We start from the raw sequence: 15,221 nt of genomic DNA, 5'->3' as shown, positions 1-15,221 counted from the left end.
TGGCGGAAATCGGACGTGACGTTGGTCTACATCCAGCGCCCCCGCTTCGCCTCCATCGCCGCGCGGCCCTCCGCGCCCTTCCGCTTCCAGTCCTTGCGGATCTCCGCACGCAGCCGCGCGTCGGTCTTGGCCACGATCCGCTGGTTCTCCCGCAGGAGCTTGCGGTAGCTCTCCAGCCGTCGCACGGGCAGTTCCCCGGAGTCGATGGCGCCCAGCACCGCGCACCCGGGCTCGGACTCGTGGGCGCAGTCGTGGAAGCGGCAGCGTTCGGCGAGCTCCTCGATCTCGGAGAACACCTGCCCGACCCCGGTCTCGGCGTCCCAGAGGCCCACACCCCTGAGCCCCGGTGTGTCGATCAGCACACCGCCGGTCGGCAGCAGGAGCAGGTTGCGTGTGGTGGTGGTGTGCCGGCCCTTGCCGTCCACGTCCCGCGTGGCCTGCACGTCCATCACGTCCTCGCCGAGCAGCGCGTTCGCGAGCGTCGACTTGCCCGCGCCGGACTGCCCGAGCAGTACGGACGTACCACCGGAGACGACCGCCGCGAGGACCTCGAGCCCGTCCCCGTCGACCGCGCTGACCGCGAGCACCGGCACGCCCGGCGCCGTCGTCTCCACGTCCTGGACGAGATGCGCGAGCGTCACCGCGTCCGGCACCAGGTCGGACTTGGTCAGGACGACGACCGGCTGCGCCCCGGATTCCCAGGCGAGCGCAAGAAAGCGTTCGATACGGCCGAGGTCGAGGTCGACGGCGAGCGACACGGCGACGATCGCGTGGTCGACGTTGGCCGCGAGGATCTGCCCCTCGGACCGCTTGGAGGAGGTGGAGCGCACGAAGGCGGTACGGCGTGGCAGATACGTCCGTACGTAGCGCGGGTTGCCCGCGGGTTCGACGGCGACCCAGTCGCCGGTGCACACGACGCGCAGGGGGTCGTGCGGGGTGACGAAAGCGGTGTCGGCCCGCAGAACGCCGACGGCGGTGACCACGTCGCACTGACCGCGGTCCACCCGGAGCACACGTCCGGGCAGCAGCCCTTCGGAGTCGTACGGGGCGAACATCTCCGCCCATGCCTCGTCCCAGCCGTAGGGAGCGAGCACGGCGGAAGCAGAAGTGGAAGTCAAGGGTGACCCTTCACAAGGGTGGCCCCGGCGGGCGCGCGGATGTGCGGCGCGCGAAAGGTGTCGGGTGTCAGCCGGTGGCCACGGAGGTGGACTTGATGAACTTCTGGATGCGGGCAGCGCCCATCGCAGTGACAGCCATCGGTCGACACCTCCTCAACGCACACTCGACGGTACGGCGGTGGCCGTGGGCCATCGCCTGATACGCCGTAACCCTAACCGGGCGCGGGGGCGGCCCGTCAAAGTGTTTTTCAGCCCCAGATCACCACACCCAGCCACGCGCCCATGATCAGCAGGCAGGTGAACAGCTCCGCCAGCACACTGGAGCCGCCCGAGCGCATCGCCGTGCGCAGAGCCGCGCGCGCCTCGCCGTGCCGGCCCAGGCGGAGCCGTTCGCAGACGTAGATGCCGGCCATGAAGCCGGGGATCGCGCCGACCACGGGGACGAGGAAGAAACCGAGGAACGCGCCGACTCCGGCGTACACCGCCATCCGTGGTGTGGCGCCGCTCGTCCGCAGCTGACGGGGCGGCAGCGCCCAGCGCACCACCTGCGACACGAGCAGCGCGACGGTGGCGCCGACGAGCATGAACCAGGCGGCCGGCCGCGGATCCAGCAACGCCCACCACATGACGGCGGCCCACACCAGCCACGACCCGGGCACGCCGGGCACCAGCACTCCGCACAGGCCGAGCAGCATGACCACTCCGGCCAGCAGGAGCTCCCACACTCCCATCTGCCCAGCGTGCCGGAGCCCGCCCGAACTCGCAGGTCCCCGGACAGGACCTTTATCGGTCCCGCGCCACCCAGCCCCGCTCGTACGCATGCCAGCCCAGCTGCAGCCGGGTCGTCACCCCGGTCAGCTCCATCAGCCGCTTCACCCGGCGTTGCACGGTCCGCAGGCCCAGGTCGAGCTGCTTCGCGACGCTCGCGTCGGTCAGCCCGGCGAGCAGCAGCGACAGGATCTCCAGATCGGTGCCGTCGGGACCGTCCGGGTCCTGCACGGTGACGCCGGACTCGCCCATCCGCAGCGGCAGCGCGTCCCGCCACACCGACTCGAACAGCCCGGACAGCAGCTCCAGCAGCCCGCTGGCGTGCACCACCAGCGCGGCCGGTTCCGCGACCGGCGAGGTGAGTGGCACCAGCGCGAGCGCCCGGTCGGCGACCACCAGCTTCGTCGGCACCTGGTCCACCACCCGCACCTGCTCGTCCCGGCCGAGCGCCGCGCCCAACTCGGTGAGTCCGTGCGGCTGGTCGAGTACCGACCGCTCGACCACGACCCGGTAGCGCACACCCCGGCCGGCCGCCTGCTCCTCGGCGTGGTTCTCCATCCCGGTCACGGCCACCGGGTTGCCGGTGACCAGCGCGCACACCTCGTCACTCGCGCCCAGCTGCAACTGCAGGAACCGCTGGGTGACCGCCGCCGCGCCGATCACCACCTCGACCAGGTCGTGCACGGCCGGCTCGGCCGCCGCCGCCCGGTACTCCTCGGCGAGCAGGGCTGCGGCCAGTTCCGCCTTCTCCAGTTCGTGCCGCTGCTGGGCGAGCAGCGCCCCGAGCGCCACCCCCGGCGGGGCCGCCACCCAGCGTCCGGGCCGCCCGGAGGACTGGGCCGCCAGCCCGTGCCGCTCCAGCCGGCGCAGCGCCCGCTCGGTGTCGTACTCGCCGAGCGTCAGCCGCCGGGCGAGATCGGGTACGTCAGCGGCGCCCACGGCCACCAGTGCCCGATATGCCCCCTCGTGCGTCTCGTCCAGCCCTATCGCCGCCAGCATCAGCCGTCGTCCCTCCCCGGAAACCAGACCCCGCGGTGCGGTCCGTGGCGGAAACCGGCCACGGCGCAAAACCGCCTGGGCACATCATCGCCGCACCTCCCGCAACTCTGCCAAGGTGGGGCCACCGGCGCAGACGGGGGGCCGGGTCTCCCGACGTCGCCGGGCGGCTCTCCTGTGGGGGGTGGAGCCGCCCGGCGGCCTCTCCCGCATGTCCGTTCGACAGCTCACCCGACGCGTGGTCCGGTGCGGAGTGTCGCGCCGCATTTTCCGGATGCCCCGTTTTCATGCGGCCCGTGCGGTGGACAATTGGGGGCATGAGCCAGCAGGGGGGAAGGCCCACCGGTCACTCCGACGACTGGTGGGGGCAGCTGTACGACGACTCCACCGAGGACACGGGCCCCACACGCACACCGGACTCGCTGGACGACCGCTTCGCCTCCGCGGCCGGAGCAGTGGGCGACGCCGACGGCAACCGCACCCACCACCCGGACACCCGCGTCCCGGAACCGAGGGACGGCTCGGGCGTACGCCGGCGTGCCCCCTGGGAGCCGCCGACCGCCGCACCGCCGGGTCCGGACACCGTCCCGTCCGCGCCCCAGGGCCCCACCGCCTCGGCGACGGGGAGCGGTACCTCGGCAGACACCCCGTCCACGACCACCACCGCACCCTCACCCCGCGAACCCTCCGACACGCCCCCGGACGGCCCCCCGCAGCCGACCGCCCCCGCCAGGCACGTCACCCCGACCCTTCATCACGTCGGCTCCGGCCCACCCACCTACGAGGCCGAGCCCACCGCCCTCCCTCCCGCCGATCCCGACGACCTCGGCGATCTGGTGGCCGACACCGTGCTGGACGGCGCCCGGTACGGGGCCTGCACCCTGCGCGCGGCCTCGGTGCGTGGGGACTCCGCGCGGTACCGGGGCGAACCGCGTCGCGACTCGCTGCTCACCGCGCGCTTCGGCAGCGGCGACGAGGCGCTGGTGCTGGTGGCGATGGCGACCGGCGCGCGGGCCACGGCCGGGGCACACCGCGCGGCCGCCGAGCTGTGCCGGTGGATCGGCCGGGCGGTCGGCCGCAGCCACCCGCGGCTCACCGAGGACATCCGGGCCGGCCGGCGCGGCGACCTGAAGTCCGGACTGCACCGTCTGACCGACCGCAGCCTCGGCAGACTCCGCGCCAGCGCCGCCGAACAGGGCCTGAAGCCCGACGAGTACGCCGCCACCCTGCGCTGTCTGCTCCTGCCCGCCGACCCCGAGTGCCGTACCCGCGTCTTCTTCGGCGTCGGCGCGGGTGGACTGTTCCGGCTGCGTGACGGTGCCTGGCAGGACATAGAACCCAAGGTCACCGAGGTGACCGGCGAGCCCGTCGTGGGCTTCGGATCGCTACCGTCCGAGACGCCGGAGGGGGACCGGCTCACCATGGACCTCGGCATCACGACACCGCCGACCCCGTACGACCCGCCCCCCGAGCCACCCCGCGAACCCTTCCGCTTCCGCGCCTCCGTCGCCCGACCGGGCGACACGCTCCTGATGTGCACCGGCGGCCTCGCCGACCCGCTGCGCGGCGAGCCGGAGCTGCCCGCCCATCTCGCCGAACGGTGGTCCCACCCGGAGCCGCCGGGCCTCGCCGCCTTCCTCGCCGACACCCAGGTGAGAGTCAAGGGCTACGCCGACGACCGTACGGCGGCGGCCGTCTGGGAGGCGCTTTAGGGCCGCTTCAGGGTCTGTCCGGCGGCGCGCCACGGCGTACGAAATCGGCCAGTCTCCCCGAACACCCGGTCGTTGACGATTCCGCATGACTGGCCCGTTGCCGACGGGGCATGGATCTCCGTGAACGTGTTCGAGCAGGAGGGGAACCGACATCGGTACGCGGGCGGGGGACATGGAGAGGCAGGCACGAGGGGGCGCCGCCAAGGAGCGGGCACAGGCGCCCCAACTGAGGCGCAGACTAGGCCGGGCGGACCTGCGGGCGGTCCCACAGGCCCGCAGGGAACTGCGTGAGCTGTTACGACACTGGGGAGGACCTGGCAGGTCCGAGACGGCGGAGCTGCTCACCAGCGAGCTCGTCACCAACGCGATCGTCCACACCGACCACGACGCGGTCCTGACGGCCACCGTCGAACCCGGTGGACTGCGGGTGGAGGTACGGGACTTCGTGGCCCGCCGGCCCCGGCTGTGCGCACCGAAGGCCGACGAGGGGACGCACGGAAGGGGCCTGGTGCTGGTGCAGTCCCTCGCGGACGCGTGGGGCGTACGGCCGCACGCGGTGGGCAAGTCGGTGTGGTTCGAGCTCGACGCGGACGCCGCATGACGAACGGGACGGGGGCGCGGCCACGTCGCGTGCGCCGCGCCCCCGTCCCTGCGCCCCTGGGTGCGGCGTTCTAGCCGAACTGCTGCTCGAGGTCCTTGAGCTTGCGCTCCAGGGAGTCCAGGCGTGGCAGGGCCATGGTGTCGTCTTCCGCGGTGAGGTCCACGGTGACTGTCTCAGAACCGCTGCGCACGGGCTGGAGCGAGGGCCGTGCGCGGACGGGCAGTTGCTCCGGCGCCGATATGGCAGGCTCCGCGGAGAGCCGCTCGGCGCCCTGCTCCACGGCGGGCAGTTCCACCTGCCGGCCACCGCCGCGGCCGACGAAACCCCGGCCGTGGCCCCGGCTGATCGCCTTGAGCTGGGCCCGCTCCAGCCGCTGCTGCTCGCGCCGCCGCAGCCGGGCCTCCTCCTTCTGCCGCCTGTCCTCGCGCACCTCGTCGACCGCCTCGTCGAGGGTGCGCACGCCTTCCAGAAGCATCAGCGACCAGGCCTTGTACGTCTCGCGGGGCGCCCGCAGCCAGCGGACCACCCGGATCTGCGGCAGCGGACGCGGGACCAGTCCCTGTTCGCGCAGGGCGGCCCGGCGGGTCTGCTTCAGCGCTCGGTCGAAGAGCACGGCGGCCGACAGGGACATGCCGGCGAAGAAGTGCGGGGCACCCGCGTGGCCGGCGCCCCGGGGCGCGTGCACCCAGTTGAACCAGGCCGCGGCGCCCGCGAACGTCCATACGAGTATCCGGGAGCCGAGCGCCGCGTCACCGTGGCTGGCCTCGCGCACCGCGAGCACGGAGCAGAACATCGCCGCGCCGTCCAGACCGAACGGCACCAGATACTCCCAGCCGCCGGAGAGGCCGAGGTTCTGCTGGCCGAAGCCGACGAGGCCGTGGAAGGACAGGGCCGCAGCGACCGCGGCGCAGCAGAACAGCAGCACATAGGAGGCCGTGCCGTAGATGGCCTCCTTGCGCCTGCGGCGCTCTTCGGCACGCTCCCACGAGTCGTCCGCGCTCGTGTCCTTCCCCGCGGCCGTCTTGCCGCGCCGGAGCACCGCCACCGCCGCCAGCATGCCCAGGAGCAGTACGGCGCCCGGAAGCAGCCAGTTCAGCGATATGTCGGTCAATCTCATCTGGGGGTCCCTTGCATTGGGATAGGGCGTAACGCCCGCCATGGTGGCCCAAACCCGCCGGTCCTCAGGGGGTTTCGGGGCAAGAGGCCGCCAACGAAGTGCAAGGGGATGCCTGCGGCGGCGTTCAGCTCGAACTGCCGCTTGAGGGATGGGAGTTGAGTTCGATTAAGGAGTTGTGGGCACGGCCTCAACCGGCCGCGGTCGCCGCCAGTTTGACGACCCGTTCCGCGTCGCAGGTGCGCGGACAGGTGATGCACGTGTCCTCGGGGCGGAGGGTGTAGAACATGCAGCAGCTCGCCCGGTCCCGGGTGGGCAGCGACTCGCCGTTCGGCCCGGTCAGCTCGCGGAACGCCGCCGAACCGACGTACGGCTTCGTGGCGCCCGGCAGCAGCAGCTCCAGCTCGCGCTTCGCCCGCTCCCGCTCGCCGAGGAGATCGGCGACGTACCAGAGCCCCTCCACGATCTCGTCGGTCGCCGTGGCCCACAGCGCGCGTCCGCGTCGCCGCATGCGCGGGCCGAAGGCGGCGAGGACCGGTTCGAAGTGCTCGGCGACCGCCGCCCGCAGCTCAGCCCGCAGCGCCTCCTCGTCGGCGACCACGGTGGCGCCGGGCAGGGCGGCGGCCGGGTCGCCGGGCAGACAGGCGAAGCCGTCCGGGCGGACCGCCAGGCGGCCCATGGAGAGGCCGGGGGTGGTCCGGTTGTGCGAGACATGCGTCACGGGAAAGCGGGGGACGCGTCGGTGCAGGAACCATGGCACGGTGATCAGCAGGCAGGCCGGCCAGGCGTACCGGTGCAGGCCGAAACTTGCGACCACATCCGGGCGGGCCTGCTGTCCGTAGTCCCTCCGTACCTGTGCGTCGTCCCAGGCCAGGAAGGTGTCGAGGCCGGTCCCGCCTGCTGCGAGCGAGGCGGCGGTGATCCATCCGTCACCGCTCGGGAGGGGATCACCGGTGTCCAGCTCCGTGATGACGAGCCCGGGGAGGACCTCGGTCAGACGGGCGTACGCGTCCGCGACGGCCGAACGGGGCACAGGCATACGGGATCACCGATTCCCAGTGGGTTGAAGGTAAGCCTTACCTTACCGAACCCCAGTCCGGGTTTGAACCGGTGGCTTCTGCGCCTAAGGTGCTTGACGGACGAGTAACAAGCCGCCGTAATGACCCAAGTACCGAAACAGGTACCGAAACGTCCGGAGGAGGACCCGTGAAGCAGGGCACGCAGGGCTCCGCCGAGACGGGCGTTCCGGAGTTTCCGGCCCCGGCGGTGCGGGTGCCGTCGCAGCCCGGGGCTGCGGACGTCGACCGGGAACGGGCCGGCTCGGCCGGTGCGGTGCGCGGTGAACACACGCATAGTGAGCAGCCCGTCCCACGGCCCTTCGCCGAGCGGGCCCGGCCCGTGGTCCAGCGGGCCTCCGTGCGCGGGCAGATCCTCGACGCCCTGCGGACCGCGCTGGTGACGGCGGAGCTGCGGCCCGGCGAGGTGTACTCGGCACCGGCGCTCGGCGAACGGTTCGGGGTGTCCGCGACACCCGTCCGGGAGGCGATGCAGCAGCTCGCCCTGGAGGGCGCCGTCGAGGTCGTGCCCAACCGCGGCTTCCGGGTGGTCCAGCGGGACGCCCGGGAACTGGCCGAACTGGCCGAGGTCCGGGGGCTGATCGAGGTTCCCGTCATCCTGCGGCTGGCACGTACGGTTCCCGCGGAACGCTGGGCGGAGCTCAGGCCGTCGGCCGAGGCAACGGTCCGCGCGGCGTCGTCCGGCTGCCGGGCGACGTACGCGGAGGCCGACCGAGCCTTTCACCGGGCCGTGCTGTCGCTCGGAGGGAACGAGCAGTTGGTGCGTATCGCCGACGACCTGCATCGCCGGACGCAGTGGCCGCTGGTGGGAGCCGCGGCCTCCCTCGGCCGTTCGGACCTGGTCGCCGATGCGGCCGAGCACGCGGCCCTGCTGGACGCCCTGATCGCACGGGACCTGGACGCCGTACGGGCACTGGTGCGGGTGCACTTCGCCGGTACGCGGTGAGAGCGCGGCGGCACCGGACCGCGCGGCCCACCCACGTCCGGCGCCCCGCCTCCGTCTACGCCGTCGCCGCCGGCGGTGCCAACTGCGGCTCCAACCACGTCGGTACGCCCCCGAGCAGCCGGAACAGCCGACGGGCCTCCTCCCGCAGCCGGGACGCCTCCGGCTCCGTCTCCGCATCGGCCAGGGACACCAGCGCCGGCGCCGTACCGACCAGGTAGCCCAACTCCTCCCGGATCCGCAGGGACTCGGCGAAGCCGTTCCGGGCTTCGGTCAACTCCCCCTCCCGCAGGGCGAGTCCGGCAAGGTGCCGCCATGTGAAGGAGAGCAGCAACGCGTCGGCATGCGCCGCCGCCCCCGTATGTGCCCGCCGGTACGCCGCCCGCGCGGCCTGCGGCGCGTGCGCCAGGTTCTCGGCGAGCAGCCCGCGCCGGAAGTCCAGCAGCGCCCGCCCCGCGGCCCCCGGAGGGATCAGCGCCGCCGCCCGCCCCAGCGCGGCCCGCGCCTCGTCGGCCCGGTCCCGCACCCCGTGCAGCGTGGCCGCGTAGGCAAGTTGCCCGCGTTCACAAGCGGCCGCCCCCCGCTCCTCGTCGGTGTGGGCCAGCGCCTCCGCCGTCCGCAGCGCGTCCTCGGCCTCCTCCCACCCCTGCTCGGTGTACAGGCACCGTTCGACCAGCAGCGCGGCCCGCTGGAGCGCTGCGGCCGCGGTGGTCGGCGGCAGCAGGGCCGCCGCGTCGGCCCAGCACGCCCGCGAGCGCAACCGCCATACCGCGGTCTGGAGGGGATCGTCGTCTGAGGTCGTTCCGGTACCAGACATGGCGGTATGCGCCACGTTGCCCTCCCCGAGCACGCCATTGAGCTGTTGAGTGGTGGCCGCATTCCAGCACCAATTCAGCTGCCCGGCCAAGGGGGCGGGTGAAGGATTTCACAAAGTCATGGGCTCCTCGGGCCCTTCGGGTTTCAGCTCATCCGCAACGCCAGGAAGAAATCGAGCTTGTCCTCCAGGCGGGACAGGTCGCGGCTCGTCAACTGCTCGATTCGTCCGACCCGGTAGCGCAGTGTGTTGACGTGCAGGTGCAGGCGGGACGCGCAGCGCGTCCAGGAGCCGTCGCACTCCAGGAACGCCTCCAGGGTCGGGATCAGTTCGGCGCGGTGCCGGCGGTCGTAGTCACGCAGCGGGTCCAGGAGGCGGGCGGTGAAGGCGCGGCGTACGTCGTCGGGGACGAAGGGGAGCAGCAGGACGTGCGAGGCCAGCTCGTGGTGGCCGGCCGCGCAGACCCGGCCGGGGCGGGCCGCCGCCACCCGGCGGGCGTGCCGGGCCTCCTCCAGCGCCCCGCGCAGGCCCTCGGCCGAGTGGACCGCCGCGCTGACGCCGAGCGTGACCCGGCCGTCGTCGTCGAGGCCCGCCGACAGGGGGTCACGTACGGAGGCCAGGAGCGCGTCCGCCAGGACGCCGGTCTCGGAGCCGTCGTGCTCCGTCGACACCGCCGGGAGGGGGACGAGTGCGATCGCCTCGTCGCCCGTGTGCGCCACGGCTATGCGGTCGGACGGCTCGGGGCCGGTGGCGAGCGGGTCGACCAGGATCTCCTCCAGGAGGGACTGAGCCACCGGCCCGCCCTCGATCCCGTCACCGTCCCACTCGACCCGAGCGACGACGACCTGCCAGTGCGGTGCGGTGCCGAGGCCGGGCAGCAGGACCGGGGCGGCGACGCGCAGGCGGGCGGCGATCTCGGCGGGTGCGGCGCCCGTCTGGACCAGTTCCAGCACCTCCTGGGCCAGCCGTCGCCGCACCGTGCGGGCCGCGTCCCGGCGGTCCCGTTCGACCGCGATCAGCTGGGTGACGCCGTGCAGCAGGTCGAGCCGCTCCTCCGCCCAGTCACCGGCGTCCGCCTCCACGGCGAGCAGCCAGTCGGAGAGCACCGTCTCGCGCACGTCCCGGGAGCCCTGCGGGGAGCGGCCGCTGCTGCGGATGGGGAAGAGGGAGTACGTCGTACTGCCGAGGATCATCCGGTGCGGGCCGCGGCGGCCGGTGCGGGCGGCCGCCAGGTGCTCGGCCGCCAGCTTCGCGCACGCCTCCGCGGGCAGCCCGGGCCCCCCGGCCTTCGGGCCGGCGATCAGCCGTCCCGTCGGCGCCAGCACCCAGGCACGCAGATCCAGGTCCGAGCCGAGCAGGTCCAGGACCACGTCCGGGCCACCACCCGCCGGGCCCGAGGTCATCATCCGCCGGTGCCGGTCCACCACGGCCGCCAGGTCCCCGGCACGCTCGCCGGAGACCTGCCGTACGACGTGCTCGGTGATCGTCGCGAAGGCCACCGACTCGTGCACGGCGAAGAGGGGGAGCCGGTGCCGGGCGCAGGCCTGGACGAGGTCCTCGGGCACATCGCCCAGCTCGGCCTCACCGGCCGCGAGGGCTGCCACGCCGGCCTGCACCAGGATCCGTACGAAAGGCTCTGAGTCGGCGGCGCCCCGGCGCCAGGCCAGGCCCGTCAGCACCAGCTCGCCACCGGAGAGGTAACGGCTGGGGTCCCGCAGGTCGGTGGTCATCACGCCCCGCACGGTGCGGTCCAGCTCGTCCTCGCCGCCGAGCAGCTTGAGGCCCAGCGCGTCGGTGTCCAGCAGTGCGCGCAGCCGCATTCTCGTCGCCGCCGTTCTTTGTCTCGAAAACTACGATGGATCTTGACGGGTCCGTCGGTGAGAGGCCCGTTCGGTGGGCGGTTGAGCGGTGCTCGCCGTCTCCCGTGCTGTGTCCCTGGTCACTCGAGTGTCCCTGCACGTTTCCCCAGGAAAACCCGGAGGTTACTGATGACCTCCATTCATACGAATCTACAAGATGACCGCCTTGGCCAGCCAACTCCTTCATGGTTTCGGTGACTGACCCTGCCGGAGTACGGCGCTGTGTACTGATGTCAATCCGCGTTAAGAGCACATGAACGAGCCGGGCCCGCCGCACACGGATTGGCTCAATCTGTACGACTCACGAGACGAAGAAGAGAGCCGGTCATGGACTTCCTTCGCCCCGCCAGCTGGGAGGAGGCGCTCGCCGCGAAGGCCGAGCACCCCACCGCTGTGCCGATTGCGGGCGGCACCGATGTGATGGTCGAGATCAACTTCGACCACCGCCGGCCCGAGTACCTCATGGACCTCAACCGCATCGGCGACCTCTCCGAGTGGGAGGTCGGCGAGGACTCCGTGCGCCTGGGTGCCTCCGTCCCGTACTCCCAGATCATGGAGAGCCTGCGCGCCGAGCTGCCGGGCCTCGCCCTCGCCTCGCACACGGTCGCCTCCCCACAGATCCGCAACCGCGGCGGCGTCGGCGGCAACCTCGGCACCGCCTCCCCGGCCGGCGACGCCCACCCCGCCCTCCTCGCGGCCGGCGCCGAGGTCGAGGTCGAGTCGGTGCGTGGCACCCGCCTGATCCCCATCGACGAGTTCTACCAGGGCGTCAAACGGAACGCCCTGGCGCCCGACGAGCTGATCCGCGCCGTGCACATCAAGAAGGCCGACGGGCCGCAGCAGTTCTCGAAGGTGGGCACGCGCAACGCGATGGTCATCGCCGTGTGTGCCTTCGGGCTCGCGCTGCATCCGCAGACGCGGACCGTCCGTACGGGGATCGGCTCGGCCGCCCCGACGCCCATCCGGGCCAGGGCCGCCGAGGAGTTCCTGAACGCGGCGCTCGAAGAGGGCGGCTTCTGGAACAACGGAAAGATCATCACCCCGTCGGTCGCCAAGCAGTTCGCGGACCTGTGTTCCGCCGCCTGCAACCCGATCGACGACGTCCGGGGCACCGCGAGCTACCGCCGGCACGCGGTGGGCGTGATGGCCCGCCGGACGCTCACCTGGACCTGGGAGTCGTACCGCGGCACCGCCGCACGCACGGAGGGAGTCGCGTGATGCGCGTCAGTTTCACGGTCAACGGCCGCCCGCAGGAAGCCGACGACGTGTGGGAGGGCGAGTCCCTGCTGTACGTGCTGCGCGAGCGGCTCGGACTGCCGGGTTCGAAGAACGCCTGCGAGCAGGGCGAGTGCGGGTCGTGCACGGTCCGGCTGGACGGCGTGCCGGTGTGTTCGTGTCTGGTCGCCGCCGGTCAGGTGGAGGGCCGGGAGGTCGTCACCGTCGAGGGCCTGGCGGAGTATGCCCGGCAGCGGACCTGTGGCTCCGAAAAATGTGACACTTCTGCGGAATGTGGCACATCTTTGGATGAGGCCAAGGGATGGCAGGCCGCGTCCGCAGCCGACTCGCAGACCGGCGAAGGTGCCCGACTCGCCCCCATCCAGCAGGCCTTCATCGACGCCGGCGCCGTCCAGTGCGGCTTCTGCACCCCGGGCCTGCTGGTCGCCGCCGACGAGATGCTGGAGCGCAACCCGAACCCGACCGACGCGGACATCCGCGAGGCCCTGTCGGGCAACCTGTGCCGCTGCACCGGCTACGAGAAGATCATGGACGCGGTCCGCCTCGCGGCCGCCCGGCAGGGAGAGGCGGTCTGAGCATCATGCCCACCAATGGCGCTCCCACAAAGATCACCCAGGGGTCCCGGACCAAGGGCGGCATCGGCGAGTCCACGCTCCGCCCGGACGGCACCCTCAAGGTCACCGGCGAGTTCGCGTACTCGTCCGACATGTGGCACGAGGACATGCTCTGGGGCCAGATCCTGCGCTCCACCGTCGCCCACGCCGAGATCGTCTCCATCGACACGAGCGAGGCCCTCGCGACGCCGGGCGTCTACGCCGTCATGACGTACGACGACCTGCCGACCGAGGTGAAGAACTACGGCCTGGAGATCCAGGACACCCCGGTGCTCGCCCACGGCAAGGTACGCCACCACGGCGAGCCCGTCGCGATCGTCGCCGCCGACCACCCGGAGACCGCCCGCCGCGCCGCCGCGAAGATCAGGGTGGAGTACCAGGACCTTCCGGTCGTCACCGACGAGGCGTCCGCGCTCGCGCCGGACGCGATCCTCGTCCACGAGAACCGCGACGACCACCACATCGGCCACGTCCCGCACCCGAACATCGTGCACCGCCAGCCGATCGTCCGAGGGGACGTCCGGGCGGCCCGGGAGCGCGCCGACGTCATCGTCGAGGGCGAGTACACCTTCGGCATGCAGGACCAGGCCTTCCTCGGCCCCGAGTCCGGCCTCGCGGTCCCCGACGAGGACGGCGGCGTCCACCTCTACATCGCCACCCAGTGGCTGCACTCCGACCTGCGCCAGATCGCGCCCGTGCTCGGCCTGCCCGAGAACAAGGTGCGTATGACGCTGGCCGGCGTCGGCGGTGCTTTCGGCGGACGCGAGGACCTGTCGATGCAGATCCACGCCTGCCTGCTCGCCCTGCGCACCGGCAAGCCCGTCAAGATCGTCTACAACCGCTTCGAGTCCTTCTTCGGGCACGTCCACCGCCACCCGGCGAAGCTCCACTACGAGCACGGGGCGACGAAGGACGGCAAGCTCACCCATGTGAAGTGCCGCATCGTGCTCGACGGCGGTGCGTACGCCTCCGCCTCCCCGGCGGTCGTCGGCAACGCCGCCTCCCTCGGCATCGGGCCGTACGTCGTCGACGACGTCGAGATCGAGGCCCTCGCTCTCTACACCAACAACCCGCCGTGCGGGGCGATGCGCGGCTTCGGCGCGGTCCAGGCGTGCTTCGCCTACGAGGCGCAGATGGACAAGGCGGCCAAGCAACTCGGCCTGGACCCGGTGGAGTTCCGGCAGCTCAACGCCATGGAGCAGGGCACGATCATGCCGACCGGGCAGCCGGTCGACTCCCCGGCCCCCGTCGCCGAACTCCTGCGCCGCGTCAAGGCGATGCCGATGCCGCCGGAGCGCGAGTGGGAGAGCTCCGAGGGCGTGGACGTACGGCAGCTGCCCGGCGGTCTGTCCAACACCACGCACGGCGAAGGCGTTGTACGCGGTGTCGGCTACGCGGTCGGCATCAAGAACGTCGGCTTCTCCGAGGGCTTCGACGACTACTCCACCGCCAGGGTGCGCATGGAGGTGGTGGGTGGAGAGCCCGTCGCCACCGTGCACACGGCCATGGCGGAGGTCGGCCAGGGCGGCGTCACCGTCCACGCGCAGATCGCCCGCACCGAGCTGGGCGTCACCCGGGTGACCATCCACCCGGCGGACACGCAGGTGGGCAGCGCCGGTTCGACGTCGGCCTCGCGGCAGACGTACGTCACGGGTGGCGCGGTGAAGAACGCCTGTGAGCTCGTCCGCGAGAAGGTCCTGGACATCGGCCGCCGCAAGTTCGGTCCGTACCACCCGGCCTGGGCGACGGCGGAGCTGTTGCTCGAGGGTGGCAAGGTCGTCACCGACGGCGGCGAGGTACTGGCCGACCTGGTGGACGTCCTCGAGGACGAGGCCGTGGAGGTCGAGGAGGAGTGGCGGCACCGTCCGACCGAGGCCTTCGACCTGCGCACCGGCCAGGGCAACGGCCACGTCCAGTACTCCTTCGCCGCGCACCGCGCCGTCGTCGAGGTCGACACCGAGCTCGGCCTGGTCAAGGTGATCGAGCTGGCCTGCGCCCAGGACGTCGGAAAGGCACTCAACCCGCTGTCCGTCATCGGCCAGATCCAGGGCGGTACGACCCAGGGCCTGGGCGTGGCGGTGATGGAGGAGATCGTCGTCGACCCGAAGACCGCGAAGGTGAAGAACCCTTCCTTCACGGACTACCTGATCCCCACCATCCTCGACACCCCGACCATCCCGGTCGACGTCCTCGAACTCGCCGACGACCACGCCCCCTACGGCCTGCGCGGCATCGGCGAGGCACCCACCCTGTCGTCAACTCCGGCCGTACTCGCGGCGATCCGCAACGCGACGGGCCTGGAGCTGAACAGGACGCCGGTACGCCCGGAACACCTGACGGGAACCGAGTAACTCCGGCCGCCGTTGCGGG

At 72.2% G+C, this 15,221-nt stretch carries 13 protein-coding genes; 6 read left to right on the top strand and 7 right to left on the bottom strand.

Annotated elements, in window-relative coordinates; all coding sequences use genetic code 11:
- Nucleotides 1-26 precede the first annotated feature (26 nt).
- From rsgA to ACKTSN_RS10085, 3 genes are all read right to left on the bottom strand, one after another.
- A complete protein-coding gene (rsgA, locus tag ACKTSN_RS10095; RefSeq protein ID WP_409468781.1) occupies nucleotides 27-1,118 on the bottom strand; it encodes a ribosome small subunit-dependent GTPase A in 1,092 nt (363 codons plus the stop codon).
- A 248-nt stretch (nucleotides 1,119-1,366) separates the two neighbouring features.
- Nucleotides 1,367-1,849: a DUF456 domain-containing protein gene (locus ACKTSN_RS10090; RefSeq protein ID WP_409468780.1), complete on the bottom strand. Its 483-nt coding sequence runs from the start codon at nucleotides 1,847-1,849 to the stop codon at nucleotides 1,367-1,369.
- 52 nt (nucleotides 1,850-1,901) lie between these two features.
- Entirely contained in the window at nucleotides 1,902-2,885 is a 984-nt protein-coding gene (locus ACKTSN_RS10085; protein ID WP_409468779.1) for a helix-turn-helix domain-containing protein, read from the bottom strand.
- Nucleotides 2,886-3,199: 314 nt separating this feature from the next.
- Between ACKTSN_RS10085 and ACKTSN_RS10080 the strand changes: the two genes are divergently transcribed.
- Both ACKTSN_RS10080 and ACKTSN_RS10075 read left to right on the top strand, forming a co-directional pair.
- Nucleotides 3,200-4,594, top strand: a complete 1,395-nt coding sequence (locus ACKTSN_RS10080) for a protein phosphatase 2C domain-containing protein (RefSeq protein ID WP_409468778.1) — start codon at nucleotides 3,200-3,202, stop codon at nucleotides 4,592-4,594.
- Nucleotides 4,595-4,766: 172 nt separating this feature from the next.
- On the top strand, nucleotides 4,767-5,195 hold the full coding sequence (locus ACKTSN_RS10075) for an ATP-binding protein (protein ID WP_409468777.1): 429 nt from the start codon (nucleotides 4,767-4,769) through the stop codon (nucleotides 5,193-5,195).
- 70 nt (nucleotides 5,196-5,265) lie between these two features.
- On the opposite strand, the gene ACKTSN_RS10070 is transcribed toward ACKTSN_RS10075, so the two are convergent.
- Together ACKTSN_RS10070 and ACKTSN_RS10065 are read right to left on the bottom strand one after the other, a co-directional pair.
- The gene (locus ACKTSN_RS10070) at nucleotides 5,266-6,312 is read right to left on the bottom strand and encodes a DUF2637 domain-containing protein (protein ID WP_409468776.1); all 1,047 of its coding nucleotides are present in this window, start codon (nucleotides 6,310-6,312) and stop codon (nucleotides 5,266-5,268) included.
- 187 nt (nucleotides 6,313-6,499) lie between these two features.
- Entirely contained in the window at nucleotides 6,500-7,348 is an 849-nt protein-coding gene (locus tag ACKTSN_RS10065; RefSeq protein WP_409468775.1) for a (2Fe-2S)-binding protein, read from the bottom strand.
- A 167-nt stretch (nucleotides 7,349-7,515) separates the two neighbouring features.
- On the opposite strand from ACKTSN_RS10065, the gene ACKTSN_RS10060 reads away from it, so the two are divergent.
- Nucleotides 7,516-8,331 carry a GntR family transcriptional regulator gene (locus ACKTSN_RS10060; protein WP_409468774.1) on the top strand — a complete coding sequence of 272 codons (816 nt, stop codon included), beginning with the start codon at nucleotides 7,516-7,518 and terminating at the stop codon, nucleotides 8,329-8,331.
- A 55-nt stretch (nucleotides 8,332-8,386) separates the two neighbouring features.
- On the opposite strand, the gene ACKTSN_RS10055 is transcribed toward ACKTSN_RS10060, so the two are convergent.
- Both ACKTSN_RS10055 and ACKTSN_RS10050 read right to left on the bottom strand, forming a co-directional pair.
- On the bottom strand, nucleotides 8,387-9,160 hold the full coding sequence (locus tag ACKTSN_RS10055; RefSeq protein WP_409468773.1) for a hypothetical protein: 774 nt from the start codon (nucleotides 9,158-9,160) through the stop codon (nucleotides 8,387-8,389).
- Nucleotides 9,161-9,288: 128 nt separating this feature from the next.
- Entirely contained in the window at nucleotides 9,289-10,962 is a 1,674-nt protein-coding gene (locus ACKTSN_RS10050) for a PucR family transcriptional regulator (RefSeq protein ID WP_409468772.1), read from the bottom strand.
- A 366-nt stretch (nucleotides 10,963-11,328) separates the two neighbouring features.
- Between ACKTSN_RS10050 and ACKTSN_RS10045 the strand changes: the two genes are divergently transcribed.
- The 3 genes from ACKTSN_RS10045 to ACKTSN_RS10035 are packed head-to-tail and all read left to right on the top strand — an operon-like array spanning nucleotide 11,329 to nucleotide 15,202.
- Nucleotides 11,329-12,219 (top strand): FAD binding domain-containing protein, encoded by an 891-nt coding sequence (locus ACKTSN_RS10045; RefSeq protein ID WP_409468771.1) that lies wholly within the window; start codon nucleotides 11,329-11,331, stop codon nucleotides 12,217-12,219.
- Nucleotides 12,219-12,812 (top strand): (2Fe-2S)-binding protein, encoded by a 594-nt coding sequence (locus ACKTSN_RS10040; RefSeq protein ID WP_409468770.1) that lies wholly within the window; start codon nucleotides 12,219-12,221, stop codon nucleotides 12,810-12,812. The genes ACKTSN_RS10045 and ACKTSN_RS10040 overlap by 1 nt, the downstream gene beginning before the upstream one ends.
- A gap of 5 nt (nucleotides 12,813-12,817) precedes the next feature.
- On the top strand, nucleotides 12,818-15,202 hold the full coding sequence (locus ACKTSN_RS10035; protein ID WP_409468769.1) for a xanthine dehydrogenase family protein molybdopterin-binding subunit: 2,385 nt from the start codon (nucleotides 12,818-12,820) through the stop codon (nucleotides 15,200-15,202).
- Nucleotides 15,203-15,221 lie beyond the last annotated feature (19 nt).

The sequence above is a fragment of the Streptomyces flavusporus genome (assembly GCF_046267975.1).
Taxonomy (GTDB): domain Bacteria; phylum Actinomycetota; class Actinomycetes; order Streptomycetales; family Streptomycetaceae; genus Streptomyces; species Streptomyces flavusporus.
This window is presented reverse-complemented; position numbering and strand designations above follow the sequence as displayed.

Excerpts from the sequence above, each read along its gene's own strand:
- ACKTSN_RS10040 (WP_409468770.1), top strand. The coding sequence starts at position 12,219 with ATGCGCGTCAGTTTCACGGTCAACGGCCGCCCGCAGGAAGCCGACGAC.
- ACKTSN_RS10075 (WP_409468777.1), top strand. The coding sequence starts at position 4,767 with ATGGAGAGGCAGGCACGAGGGGGCGCCGCCAAGGAGCGGGCACAGGCG.
- ACKTSN_RS10080 (WP_409468778.1), top strand. The coding sequence starts at position 3,200 with ATGAGCCAGCAGGGGGGAAGGCCCACCGGTCACTCCGACGACTGGTGG.
- ACKTSN_RS10070 (WP_409468776.1), bottom strand. The coding sequence starts at position 6,312 with ATGAGATTGACCGACATATCGCTGAACTGGCTGCTTCCGGGCGCCGTA.
- ACKTSN_RS10090 (WP_409468780.1), bottom strand. The coding sequence starts at position 1,849 with ATGGGAGTGTGGGAGCTCCTGCTGGCCGGAGTGGTCATGCTGCTCGGC.
- ACKTSN_RS10085 (WP_409468779.1), bottom strand. The coding sequence starts at position 2,885 with ATGCTGGCGGCGATAGGGCTGGACGAGACGCACGAGGGGGCATATCGG.
- ACKTSN_RS10050 (WP_409468772.1), bottom strand. The coding sequence starts at position 10,962 with ATGCGGCTGCGCGCACTGCTGGACACCGACGCGCTGGGCCTCAAGCTG.
- ACKTSN_RS10035 (WP_409468769.1), top strand. The coding sequence starts at position 12,818 with ATGCCCACCAATGGCGCTCCCACAAAGATCACCCAGGGGTCCCGGACC.
- ACKTSN_RS10045 (WP_409468771.1), top strand. The coding sequence starts at position 11,329 with ATGGACTTCCTTCGCCCCGCCAGCTGGGAGGAGGCGCTCGCCGCGAAG.
- ACKTSN_RS10065 (WP_409468775.1), bottom strand. The coding sequence starts at position 7,348 with ATGCCTGTGCCCCGTTCGGCCGTCGCGGACGCGTACGCCCGTCTGACC.